We start from the raw sequence: 12,473 nt of genomic DNA, 5'->3' as shown, positions 1-12,473 counted from the left end.
ACATCCGGACGCGGCTGACCCAGATGAGGGACGCGACCCAGTACGTGCGTGACCGGACGATCGGGGGCATGAACGCCGGCGTCGACCTGTGGACGCTGATGGGCCAGATCACCCTCCCTCCCGAGCTCGCCATCCCGCAGGGGCACGGCAAGGTCCCCTGGATCGTGCGGGCGATCTGGGAGGAGCACACCGGCTGGTTCCGCTACGAGTCGACCACCGAGCTCTACGACGTGCCCCCGGCGGCGATCTGGGAGGAGCTCACCGACCTCGCCGGCGGCACCGCCCCACTGCTCGACCGGGCGGAGGCGCATCTCGCCGCCGGACGGGCACTGCAGGCCCTGCACTTCGCCGAGATCGTCCTGTCCCAGGCACCCAAGGACACGAGCGCGCTGCGGGTGAAGCTCGAAGCCCACGAACTCCTGCTGGCCCGCAGCGGACGGGAGAACTTCAGCGAGGTCCGCTGGCTCGAAGCCGAGATCCGCGACATCCGGGAGACACTGTCATGACGCATCCGCGGCTGTCAGTGAGCGAGATGTGCACCTACCCGTGGACGTTCGCCGAAGAACTGGTCCTGTGGGACTCGCTCGACCTGCACCACGTGGGCGTGCTCGACGCCAAGCTCAGCGCCCACGGACGCGACGAGGCGATCGATGCCCTCACCTCCCGGTCACTGCGCCTCACCACCCTCATCGCCGACCAGTTCGACCTCGGCGCGCCCGAGACCTGGGAGGCAACCCGTGAGGAGGTGAACCAGGCCATCGACCTCGCGGCGCTGCGCGGCGGATGCGTCTACATCACGCCCGGTGCTGGACCTGGCCGGTCGTTCGACGAGCTCACTGACGCGCTCGCCGCCGCGGCCGCGCCCTGCGTCGCCCATGCCGCCTCCCAGGGCGTCCGGCTTGCGATCGAACCGACGCAGCGCAGGAACCGCTCGTTCGTGCACACCCTGGGCGAGGCCGCCGAGGTCGCCGACCGCACCGGCCTCGCGCTCATCGTCGACCTCGGCAACTGCTGGCGTGAGCCCGACCTGGCCGCGGCGGTCCACCAGGTGGGCGACCGCCTCGCGGTCGCCCAGCTCTGCGACGTCCTCGCCCACGACCGCGGACCGCTGCCGGCCGGGACCCGGGTCGTGCCGGGCGACGGCGACATGCCCGTCGAGACGTTTCTGAACGCGGTCCTCGAGACCGGCTACACCGGCCTCTTCGAGCTCGAGCTCGTAGGGCCGGCGGTCGAGGCCGAGGGCCTCGACTCCGCGACCCGTCGCGCCGTCGACCGGGCGAACACATTCCTGGAGAAGGTGCTGCCATGACTCGGGCGATCGTGTTCAACGGCGACGAGACCTGGGAGCTACGCGACCTCCCGGTGCCCGACCCCCAGCCTGGCGGCGCTGTCCTGCGCGTCGAGGCCACCGGGCTGTGCCACAGCGACATCGACCACTTCCGCGGCCACGTCCACACCTCGTGGGGCGGCGAGTTCCCCTCCATCGCGGGCCACGAGATCGTCGGGCGCATCGAGAAGATCACCCCGGCCGCCGCCGAGAAATGGGGCGTCACCGAGGGCGACCGGGTCGCGGTCTGGGACATTGTGTTCACCCCGCAGGGGCACCGCATCTACGGGCACGACTTCTCCGTCGACGAGGGCTCCGGGCTCTATGGCGGTTTCGCCGAGCACCTGGAGCTGCTGCCCGGGTCGATGGTCTACAAGCTGCGCGACGACGTCCCGGCCGACCAGCTCACCGTCTTCGAGCCGCTGAGCTGCGCGGTCACCTGGGTCGCGCCGGTGAAGAGCGGTGACGTCGTCGTCATCGAGGGGCCCGGGCACATGGGCATGGCCACGATCGTCGCGGCGAAGGCGGCCGGCGCGGCCAGCGTCATCGTCACCGGGACGGCCAAGGACGCGTTCCGTCTGGACTGCGCGCGCCGCATCGGCGCCGACCACACCATCGACGTCGAGGCCGCCGACCCCGTCGAACGAGTCCGCGAGATCACCGGCGGCCAGATGGCCGACGTGGTCATCGACGCCGCCGCTGGCAACCCGGTGACCGTGAACCTCGCCATGGACCTCGTCCACAAGGGCGGCCACGTCGTCATCGCCGGGATGAAAGACCGACCGCTCGAGGGCTTCCACAGCGACTGGATCCCCACCCGCCGCATCACGCTGCACCCCGGTGCCGGTCTCGACGCCGCGGGCGCCGTGGCGCTCATCAACGCGGGCAAGGTACCGACCGCCGAACTGCTTGGCGACTCGTTCCCGCTGGAGAAGTTCGAGGATGCCTTCGCGCTCCTGACCCGGTCGACTCCCGGCCGCGACTCGGTACGCGTCGCGCTCCGGATGAGCTGACCGGCGACCACCACACACGAGGGCAGGAGATCCCGACATGGGCGACGCGGACCAGACCTACCGCGAGGTGACGACCCGCGAACCGACGCCGGCCACGACTCCCTACGAGGCCGCCACCCGCGACTTCGTGTTCGGCCAGGTGTGGTCCCGGCCGGGGCTCAGCCGCCGCGACCGGCGGTGGGTGGCGCTGACCTGCGTCGCCGCCGCGGATTCTCCGGGGCCCATCGATGACCAGGTCTATGCCGCGCTGAACAGCGGTGACCTCGACGTCGAGACGATGCTCGAGTTCGTCCTGCACTTCGCCGTCTACTGCGGATGGCCCAAGGCGTCCCACCTCGAGATGGTCATCGCCCAGCAGTCGGCCCGGATCGCCCGCGAGAACGGCCGGGAGCCGGAGCCGTGGCCCGAGCTGTCGAACGAGACGCTCGGGGAGAACAACTGGGACAAGCGGCTGGAGGAGGGCGTGCGGGAGTTCGTCGACGTCAACCTCACCCAGGCGCCGCCGCCCACCTCGCCCTACCGCCACGCGGGCATCCTGAACTTCGTCTTCGGCCATGTCTGGCAGCGACCCGGCCTCACCCGCCGGGAGCGGCGGATCATCACCGTGGCGTGTGTCGCCCTCGACGACTCACCCACACCCCTGCGTACCCACGTCTCCTCGGCTCTGCATTCCGGCGATCTCACCAAGGAGGAGATGGACGAGATCGTGCTCCAGTTCTCCGTCTACTACGGGTTCGCGAAGGGCGAGGCACTGAACGACGCGGCCGAATCCGCGTGGGCAGCGAAGAGTAGCTGATGTCAGCACAATGCCGAGAACCGTGGCGTCGCGCGCGCACCGCGTGGTTTACGCGGAGAGAGAGCAGGTATGCGCCATGAGTCATCTGACGCATCTGCAGCGTCTGGAGGCGGAGAGCATCCAGATCTTCCGGGAGGCCGTCTCGGAGTCCGAGCGGCCGGTGATGCTGTATTCGGTGGGCAAGGACAGCGCGGTGATGCTGCATCTGGCGATGAAGGCGTTCTACCCGTCGAAGCCGCCGTTCCAGTTGTTGCACGTGGACACGACGTGGAAGTTCCGGGCGATGTACGAGTTCCGCGACACGCTTGTCAGGGATCTGGGTCTGGACCTGTTGGTCCACCAGAATCCCGAGGCGCTCGCGCAGGGCATCAACCCGTTCGACCACGGTTCGGCGATGCATACCGATGTGTGGAAGACGGAGGGGTTGAAGCAGGCGCTGGACAAGTACGGCTTCGATCTGGCGTTCGGTGGCGCGCGCCGTGACGAGGAGAAGTCGAGGGCGAAGGAGCGGGTGTTCTCGATCCGCTCGGCGCGGCACCGCTGGGACCCGAAGGACCAGCGTCCGGAGCTGTGGCGGCTGTACAACGCGCGTAAGGGGCCGGGACAGTCGGTGCGGGTATTCCCGTTGTCGAACTGGACCGAGCTGGACGTCTGGCTCTACATCCACAAGGAGAACATCCCGATCGTCCCGCTGTACTACGCGCAGCCGCGGTCGGTGGTGGAACGCGACGGCACACTGATCATGGTGGATGACGACCGGATGCGGCTGAACCCCGGCGAGGTTCCCCAGCAGCGTTCCATTCGTTTCCGTACGCTCGGCTGCTACCCGCTGACCGGCGCCGTGGAAAGCGAGGCGGCGACCCTTCTGGAGATCATCCAGGAGATGCTGCTCACGACGAGTTCGGAGCGTCAGGGTCGGGTCATCGACCACGACTCGTCCGGGTCGATGGAGAAGAAGAAGCACGAGGGGTACTTCTGACCTGGCCGAAGAGCATGCGAAAATGCTCTTCTTTCGCATGCTCGGAGGCCACCCAATAAGGGAGGACAAATGGCGCATGCGACCGATGACCTCGTCGCCGACGATATCGAGGAGTACCTGCGTCGGCACGAGAACAAGTCGATGCTGCGGTTCATCACCTGCGGCAGCGTCGATGACGGCAAGTCCACGCTGATCGGGCGGCTGCTCTATGACGCGAAGCTGGTGTTCTCCGACCAGCTCGCCGCGCTGGAGTCCGACTCGAAGAAGGTCGGCACGCAGGGCGGTGAGCTTGACTTCGCGCTGCTTGTCGACGGGCTTTCGGCCGAGCGCGAGCAGGGCATCACGATCGACGTCGCCTACCGGTTCTTCTCCACCGAGCACCGTAAGTTCATCGTCGCCGACACCCCGGGGCATGAGCAGTACACCCGCAACATGGTCACCGGCGCGTCGACGGCGGATCTCGCGGTGATTCTGATCGATGCCCGTAAGGGTGTGCTCACCCAGACCCGCCGCCACAGCTACCTGGTCTCGCTGCTGGGTATCCGCCACGTCGTGCTCGCGATCAACAAACTCGACCTCGTCGATTACTCGAAGGACGTCTTCGACGCCATCGAGACGGACTACGGGGCCTTCGCCGCCCAGATCGGCCTCGACGGCGAGGCCATCACCTGCATCCCCCTGTCCGCTCTGCGTGGCGACAACATCACCGCACCGTCCGCGAACACCCCCTGGTACACCGGACCCACCCTGGTCGGCCACCTGGAGACCGTGCAGATCGACGACGCGTCGGCCGCCGGCCCGTTCCGCCTGCCGGTGCAATGGGTCAACCGGCCCGACCTGGACTTCCGCGGCTTCGCCGGCCAGATCGCCGGCGGCACGGTCCGCCCCGGCGACCGGGTCCGCACCCTGCCCGGCGGCCAGGAAAGCACCGTGGAGCGGATCGTCACCGCCGACGGCGACCTCGCCGAGGCCGTCGCCGGCCAGTCGGTCACGATCTCCCTCGCCGACGAGATCGACATCAGTCGTGGCGACCTGCTCGCCGCCGCCGACAGCCCTGCCGAGGTCGCCGACCAGTTCGAGTGCCACCTCGTCTGGATGAGCCCCGAGCCGATGCTGCCCGGCCGGCCCTACCTGCTCAAACTCGGCACCCGCACCCTCAACGCGACGATCGCGCAGCCGAAGTACAAGGTCAACGTCAACACCCTCGAACACACCGCGGCGCGGACTCTGGAGCTCAACGAGATCGGCGTCGCGAACCTCAACCTCGACCGGCCCGTACCGTTCGACCCCTACACCGCCAACCGGCACACCGGCGGGTTCATCCTCATCGACCGGTTCACCCACGCCACCGTCGCCGCCGGCCTCCTGCACTTCGCCCTACGCCGGGCCCACAACATCCACTGGCAGGCCGTCGAGGTCAACAAAACCGCCCGCGCCAGCCGCAAGGGCCAACGCCCCGCCGTCGTCTGGTTCACCGGCCTGTCCGGCGCCGGCAAGTCCACCATCGCCAACCTCGTCGAAAAACGACTCCACGACCAGGGCTTCCACACCTATCTCCTCGACGGCGACAACGTCCGCCACGGCCTGAACAAGGACCTCGGCTTCACCGAAGCCGACCGCGTCGAGAACATCCGCCGCATCGCCGAAGTCGCCCGCCTCATGGCCGACGCCGGGCTGATCGTGCTGACGTCGTTCATCTCGCCGTTCCGGGCCGAACGCCAACTCGCCCGCGACCTGCTCGCCGACGGCGAGTTCATCGAGGTCTTCGTCGACACCCCCCTCGACGTCGCCGAAACCCGCGACCGCAAGGGCCTCTACGCCAAAGCCCGCCGCGGCGAACTCACCAACTTCACCGGCATCGACTCCCCCTACGAGGCGCCCCTCAACCCCGACATCCACCTCGACGCCTCCGGCGCGGTGACCCCCGAGACCAGTGCCGAGCAGGTCGTCACCTACCTCCGCGACACCGGCCACCTCACCCCGGCGGACGAGGCATGAACGACATAGACGACCACACGCTCTCGGCCGCCCTCGCCGCCGAGGCAGGCAACCTCCTGCTCACCATCCGCGACCAGGGCGGTGCCGCCGGAGACAAGCAGTCCAACGAGCTCCTGCTCGATCGCCTGGCACAGGCTCGTCCCGACGACGCCATCCTTTCGGAGGAACGCACCGACGATCGCGCCCGGCTCGGGTATGACCGCGTCTGGATCGTCGATCCGCTCGACGGCACCCGCGAGTACGGAGAGCCCCCGCGAGACGACTGGGCCGTCCACGTCGCCCTCGCCGTCCACGGCAGCCCCGTCGCCGGCGCCGTCGCGCTGCCCGCCGCCGACCTCGTGCTGCACACCGGCAGACCTCCCGCCGTCGTCCCGCGGGCCGTGGGCCCGATCCGTCTCGCGGTGTCGCGGACCCGTCCGCCCGCCTGCGTGGACCACCTCGTCACCCGACTGGATGCCGCGCTGGTTCCCATGGGCTCGGCCGGAGCGAAGGCGATGGCCGTCGTCCGCGGACAGGTCGACATCTACGCCCACTCCGGCGGCCAGTACGAGTGGGACTCCTGCGCGCCCGTCGCCGTCGCCGCGGCCGCCGGGCTGCACGTCTCCCGCCTCGACGGTTCGCCGCTGCGCTACAACGAGCCCGACCCCTACCTGCCAGACCTGCTCATCTGCCGCCCGGAGCTGGCCGAGGCGGTCCTGAACGCGCTGCGGGACTGGTGAACTGCGTGATCCGGGTCGGATTTATCGGACTGGGCAGCCAGGGCGGGCCCATGGCTCGACGGATCGTCGAGGACGGCTATCCACTGACACTCTGGGCGCGCAGGCCCGCGTCCCTGGAACCGTTCGCCGACACCACCGCGAAGGTCGCCGCCACACCCGCCGACCTGGGAGCGTCCAGCGACGTCGTCTGTCTGTGCGTCGTCGGCGACGCCGACGTCGAGGACGTTCTCCTGCGGCCCGACGGCGTCCTGGCCGGCATGTCACCGTGAGGCATTCCCGGGGTCTGTCGCCGGCCATTCCAACCAAACCCGGTCACTCGTTTCGACGAAAGGTTGCACGCATGTCGCACGTCCAGAGACCCGGCGGGCAGACGGCCTCCCAGATATTCCGGTCCATTACATCCGCGCAGTCGTCTGCCCGTCTGGGTGGGTTACGGCTGGCCGGCGTCGCCGTCCTGGCCGCGAGCCTGGCCTTCGTGTCGGCCTGTGGCGGCGGCTCCGACGACAAGGGCGCTGCCACCCCGGCAAACGGCTCCGCGGCCGCCGACGGCGTCCTCGGCCCGGTCGCGAAGGCGACCGGCACTCCGGTCAAGATCGGTGTGATCACGGAAGGGCCCAGCCCGAACACCGACCACACCAACGACAACAGGGTCGCCCAGGCGACCGCCAAGTACCTCAACGAGCACAAGGGCGGGATCGGCGGGCGGCCGATCGAGATCACGATCTGTGAGACCCTCGCCGACCTGTCGAAGGCCACCGACTGCGGCAACCAGATGGTCGAGAAGGGCGCCGCCGCCGTCATGATCGGTACGTCCGGTGTCGTCGAGGCCGCGTGGAAGCCGCTGAACGATGCCAAGATCCCCGTCATGATCTACGGGTCGACCGACCCGTCGCTGCTCGCCAGCCAGACGACGTTCGTGCTGGCCAACCTGACCTTCGCCGTCATTGACCTGCCGATCCAGGTCGCCAAGGACAAGGGCAACAAGAAGGTCACGTCGATCGTCGTCGACGTCCCGGCCGCGCTGCGCGCCGCCCAGGACATCGCGCCACCGCTTTACCAGAAGGCAGGCATCGGCTACGAGCTCCTCCGCGTCGCGCCCGGCACCGCCGACATGACGCCCCAGATGCAGCAGGTCGTCGACAACGGCTCCGACCAAGTCTTCATCACCGGCAGTGACTCGTTCTGCATCAGCGCGATGAACGGCCTCAAGGCCGTCGGCTTCACCGGCACCATCAGCGCCATCTCGCAGTGCATCACCGACGCCACCCGCAAGTCGATCCCTGGTAGCACGCTGAAAGACATGGTCATCAGCGCGTCCACGCCGATCGGCCCGGACAGCCCGTCGATGGACCTCTACGCGACGGTCGCCAAGACCTACGGCAAGGACATCGACCTCAGCAACCAGGACAGCATGATCATGTTTATGATCCTGGCCGGCTTCCAGGCGGCGACGCAGGGCATCTCCGGTGACATCACCTCCGCCACCCTCACCTCCACCATCAAGGCGATGAAGGAGACCGAGCTTCCGGCCTCGGCCGGGCTGAAGTTCCGCTGCAACGGCAAGGCCATTCCGGCGACCCCGGCTGTCTGTGTCCTCGGCGGCCTGTCGACCACGCTCGACGACAAGGGTCAGCCCGCCGCATACAAGGTCCTCGGCAACACCCCGATCGCGGACTGACGGCTCGTGGGGGCCGAAGGACGGGCCACATCCGACGGGCCTTGCCCGCCTTCGGCCCCCCACGACCCGACCGTTCTCGACGAGTCGACACGGGTTGTAGACGCCTCCCATTCGCGGACCGCGTGCAGAAGACGCCGCTGGCCCAGATGAGCGACGGCCGGGTGCCGGAAGTGCCCGCGATCGGCTCCGCCGGCCGCGACCGCGCTGAGCAGGGCGGAGGGCAATCGGCAGGCAGGGCGCGGAAGTGCGACCGCGACCGGCCCGAAGGGGCTACGACCTCCTTTCGCCTTGCCCATGCAACGCCAGTGACGTTGACGCAAGTTATTCATTGTTATGGCAACAAATAATGCTGGGACTAGCGGGGCGCATCGTCCTGACCGGCGTGCGCTCGCTGCAGACAGCTGAGGACGCTCCGCGGAGGCACGGTACGACGCTCGGCGCCGCGAACCCTGACGAGCGACAAGGCTGTGGGGTTCCGGAACTCGGCTACCTGCGGGATGAGCTGGGCTTTTATGCGGCTCGTTCGTATTCGCTGATCAAGCCGCCGACGACGGGTTGGCGCTTGATCCGTTCGGTGGTCAGGTCGGCGATGGGGTGGTCGGGCCGCGGTGGTCGAAGATTACGGCTGCGGTGGGGTCGTCGTCCGTTGTAGTGAGCTGTGTATTCGGTCAGGACGGTTCGTAGGTGTCGTTCGCTGAGGATCGCATGCGGTCGGTGACCTCGGCGCGGACCGTGCGGACGAACCGTTCTGCCTAGGCGTTGGCCCGGGGAGCTCGGGGCGGGATCTTGACTGCGGTGATGCTGGCGTCGGCGAGGACCGCGTCGAACGAGGCGGTGAACTGTCCAGCGCGGTCGCGTACCAGGAACCGGAAGTCGGACGCCCGGTCCCCGAGGTCCATGACGAGGTTGCGGATCTGCTGGGTGGTCCACGGCCCGTCCGGGTTCGCGGTGACTCCGACGAGGTGGACGTATCGGGACCCGACCTCCATGACGAAGAAGCAGTACAGACGCCGCAGCGTCACGGCACAGTCCACGTGGAAGAGGTCAACGGCCAGCATCGTCGAGGCCTGGGTATGTAGGAACTGGCGCCAGGTCGTGCCGGTCTGTCGTGCCGGCGCGGGAGGTAGCCCCAGGGTCTTCAGGACCCGGCGGATGGTGGACGCGCCGACGCGGTGGCCGAGCTTGCGCAGCTCGCCCTGGATCCTCTTGTACCCCCACGTCGTGTTGTCGGTGGCGAGTCGTTCGATCAGCGCGGTGATCTCCGCGCTGATCGGCGGTCGTCCGGTCCGGCGGGGGTAGGTCCACTTCCGTCTGACCAGGCGGCGGTGCCAGCGCAGAACGGTGCCGGGGGTGACCAGCCGGTGCGTTCGTAGCCGTCTCGGTAGCCGTTGGATCAGTGCGGCGAGTACGGCCCGGTCCGCCCAGTCCCATCGCGGCCGCGGCTGGGTGCGGCGCAGCACCGCGACCTCGTGCCGCAGTACGAGCGGCTCGATGTCCTTCGATGCCGACGATCGACCGAGCAGGACGAGCCAGCCACACATCCGAGCAAAGACCAGGTAGAGCAGGCGTACGGACATGGTTGACCATCATGCCCACGGCCGGGCCGTCGCATCGGCCCAGCTCACAGGCCCAGGCCGACTTTCCGCACCCCACAGGGCGAATGCGGTTCGGGATCTATCGCTTGAGATCCAGCACCATGGAACGGTGCTGCTCAGGGCGTCGACAGCTGGTTCGAGCTCCGGCTGGACGACCATGTTGCGACCATACGAACCATCCGTCCGCCGAGGTATGCAGCTCGGCGAGGCCGACGGGCCGCTCGCCGGCCTGGCCGCGCCCGCGGCGCTGGATGCCTCGCTGTCCCGCCACACGGCGGAGGCGGCCTACCTCCACGAGCGCGACAGCGACCTGGCGACGGCGGCACGGCTCTATGCCGAGGCGGCCCACCAGACACCCAACCTCGCCGAGCTTGACCACCTGACCCGCCAGGCCGCCCGGCTCAACGCCCGCCGAGCTCTCGACCCGCATACCCGGTTCTGTTTTCAGCGTCTGCGGACGGGCGGTCGGTGTCGGACTTATGAAGCTCCTGGAAACGCTCGCGTGTCACGGCGAGGATCAGCTGGTCCCAGTAGCGCCCGCCGTGGAAGAGGTGGCGCTTGAGACGGACCTCGATCTCGAACGCCTTCCCGTCACCCGAGCGTATGGCGTCATAGTTGTGCTCGGGGATCTCCAGATAGATCTTGTGAAACCGCCAGTTGGCGAAGATGTAATCGAGGAACAGCCGGACGACCTGGAGCGCTTGGCCGGAGCCGCTCACCCGGGGGGTGAACACTGCACCAAGGCTCGCGTGCCCGTTGTTAAGGTCGGGGGCATAGCAGACGATCTGGCCGACCGGCTCGCCATCGGCCCGGCGCCGGACGACGAACTGGGCAAGCACGTTCTGCCACAGATCGGCCTCGAACTTCTCCATCGGTGGGATGCGTCCGTGGTACCGCCACCGGTACCCGGTCTCGGATGACGTGGCGAGGGCGTACAAAAAGGGAAGGTCAGGGCGCCCGGGCTGGGAAAGCTCGAACGCCGCCGTCGACAGCGGAGACGTCAGCGGCGCACGCCCGTGCGTAGCCGACGTGACGTCACCCCACACACCCGGCCCACCCGCGCCATTCGGATTGGGCTTCCCAGGACCGTCGCGGCCGTAGCCGTGCGCCGGCTGGCACAATGCGCGCAGCTCGCCGAGTGTCTCGAACTGCCCGTCGCCTACCTCCTCCGCACCAAGGTCTGCCGCGATGTTGTGCAGCGCGAGCATCTGAAGCGAGTCGAACCCCAGGTCCTCGACGAACCTGACGTCATCGGAAAGCTCCTCACCAGCCAGCCCGAACCGGTCCGCTATCGCGGCCCGCACCTGATCCGAATCGGCGTCCAGCGCCTTGGCAGCCAAGCGTACCTCTCAGTACCAGTCGATTCACCGTAAGCACCATTTCGCGGCCTGGTCTCCCGTTCAGTCGGCCTTCGGCGCATCAAGAACCTCGGCCCTCAAGCTGTCCAGCTGCACTTCCTTCGGAATGTCCGGAGACTCCGGGTCCAAGCGTACGGCCTTTCCCGACTCGTCACGGAAGATCCCAGCCACGGTTCCGACGATCACGTACTGGCCGACGGCTTGTTCGGATTCCCTCAGGAAGAGGAGGTAGGCTCCGTCGGCCTTCAGTATGTGCTGGGACCCAGGGCTTCCGACCTGTCGGACCCTGATGGTGTCAGGAGCCTTTCCGCGAACCACCTCAACGACATCGAAGTTCGTGATCACGTGGGGCATCGAGAAAACCGTGGCTTCTTCGACCTTGGCGGCTCCCCGCACTCGGACTACCAGGTCCGAATACGTGGCCAGCTCCGCGATAGAGTTATACTCCCGGAGTCGCGTTAACCCGTCACCTGGGCCCTCGGGCTGCTGCTGAGCGTCAGAACTCGGCCGCACCTGGGCCTCCGAGTTCGGCGTTGCTCCAGGATCGGATCCACCGGAGCAACCGACCACGGCAGCAAAGAGAACAGGAAGCGCCAAGACACGGATGTGCTTGCGGAGGGCCATCGGAGGTTCCTTTCTGGGTTGCGCTTGAAATTCCTAGTAGATCGCATTGATGTCATTGACATCGTAAGCCCGAGGCGTCCAGAACCCCTGGTAGTCAGGGCCGATGTTGATGTACATTGTTGACGCCGGCGAGGTGCCGGAAACGTGCCCCAACCCGAGCGTGTGCACCAGCTCGTGCGTGAGGACGGCGTTGTTTTCATTGTTCGGGCGGCCGTCGGTGTATGTGGGTTGACCGACGCTACTACGTGCTGGACTCCGTTCGGGTAGAGCCCGCCCGAGCACACATAGGCATTGATAGCCTTACCAAACCATTCGTAGTCCTCCCCCCAGGCGCCGGCTACCAACTTTATGTCGGCCTGCTGCTCGTACCCTGCGCCTATCTTCTT

The 12,473-nt window shown here is 67.6% G+C and carries 11 protein-coding genes and 1 pseudogene; 9 read left to right on the top strand and 3 right to left on the bottom strand.

All coding sequences use genetic code 11. The features are described 5' to 3' along the window. The 9 genes from QOZ89_RS35690 to QOZ89_RS35650 form a co-directional block, all read left to right on the top strand. On the top strand, positions 1-506 hold a 506-nt coding region (locus QOZ89_RS35690; protein WP_312628263.1), incomplete at its 5' end, for an alkyl sulfatase dimerization domain-containing protein. Beyond that, on the top strand, positions 503-1,309 hold the full coding sequence (locus QOZ89_RS35685; RefSeq protein ID WP_312628261.1) for a sugar phosphate isomerase/epimerase family protein: 807 nt from the start codon (positions 503-505) through the stop codon (positions 1,307-1,309). The genes QOZ89_RS35690 and QOZ89_RS35685, both read left to right, overlap by 4 nt. Next, a complete protein-coding gene (locus tag QOZ89_RS35680; protein WP_312628258.1) occupies positions 1,306-2,340 on the top strand; it encodes a zinc-dependent alcohol dehydrogenase in 1,035 nt (344 codons plus the stop codon). Before QOZ89_RS35685 ends, QOZ89_RS35680 begins: the two co-directional genes overlap by 4 nt. A gap of 37 nt (positions 2,341-2,377) precedes the next feature. Then, a complete protein-coding gene (locus QOZ89_RS35675; RefSeq protein ID WP_071046404.1) occupies positions 2,378-3,136 on the top strand; it encodes a carboxymuconolactone decarboxylase family protein in 759 nt (252 codons plus the stop codon). A gap of 43 nt (positions 3,137-3,179) precedes the next feature. Next, positions 3,180-4,115: a sulfate adenylyltransferase subunit CysD gene (gene cysD, locus QOZ89_RS35670; protein WP_491677105.1), complete on the top strand. Its 936-nt coding sequence runs from the start codon at positions 3,180-3,182 to the stop codon at positions 4,113-4,115. A gap of 69 nt (positions 4,116-4,184) precedes the next feature. Beyond that, a complete protein-coding gene (gene cysN, locus QOZ89_RS35665; RefSeq protein WP_071046406.1) occupies positions 4,185-6,113 on the top strand; it encodes a sulfate adenylyltransferase subunit CysN in 1,929 nt (642 codons plus the stop codon). After that, positions 6,110-6,832, top strand: a complete 723-nt coding sequence (locus QOZ89_RS35660; RefSeq protein ID WP_083418026.1) for a 3'(2'),5'-bisphosphate nucleotidase CysQ — start codon at positions 6,110-6,112, stop codon at positions 6,830-6,832. The genes cysN and QOZ89_RS35660 overlap by 4 nt, the downstream gene beginning before the upstream one ends. Beyond that, positions 6,829-7,101, top strand: a complete 273-nt coding sequence (locus QOZ89_RS35655) for an NAD(P)-binding domain-containing protein (protein ID WP_491723687.1) — start codon at positions 6,829-6,831, stop codon at positions 7,099-7,101. Before QOZ89_RS35660 ends, QOZ89_RS35655 begins: the two co-directional genes overlap by 4 nt. A 71-nt stretch (positions 7,102-7,172) precedes the next feature. After that, positions 7,173-8,510 carry an ABC transporter substrate-binding protein gene (locus QOZ89_RS35650; protein WP_312628254.1) on the top strand — a complete coding sequence of 446 codons (1,338 nt, stop codon included), beginning with the start codon at positions 7,173-7,175 and terminating at the stop codon, positions 8,508-8,510. Positions 8,511-9,020: 510 nt separating this feature from the next. Here the strand turns inward: QOZ89_RS35650 and QOZ89_RS35645 are convergent. The 3 genes and pseudogenes from QOZ89_RS35645 to QOZ89_RS35635 form a co-directional block, all read right to left on the bottom strand. Further along, positions 9,021-10,087 (bottom strand): annotated as a pseudogene (locus tag QOZ89_RS35645) (integrase core domain-containing protein). A 419-nt stretch (positions 10,088-10,506) separates the two neighbouring features. Next, the gene (locus tag QOZ89_RS35640; protein WP_312628252.1) at positions 10,507-11,445 is read right to left on the bottom strand and encodes a GNAT family N-acetyltransferase; all 939 of its coding nucleotides are present in this window, start codon (positions 11,443-11,445) and stop codon (positions 10,507-10,509) included. A gap of 60 nt (positions 11,446-11,505) precedes the next feature. Beyond that, entirely contained in the window at positions 11,506-12,087 is a 582-nt protein-coding gene (locus QOZ89_RS35635; protein WP_312628250.1) for a hypothetical protein, read from the bottom strand. Positions 12,088-12,473 lie beyond the last annotated feature (386 nt).

The sequence above is a fragment of the Pseudofrankia coriaricola genome (genome assembly GCF_032027725.1).
Taxonomy (GTDB): Bacteria; Actinomycetota; Actinomycetes; order Frankiales; family Frankiaceae; genus Pseudofrankia.
This window is presented reverse-complemented; position numbering and strand designations above follow the sequence as displayed.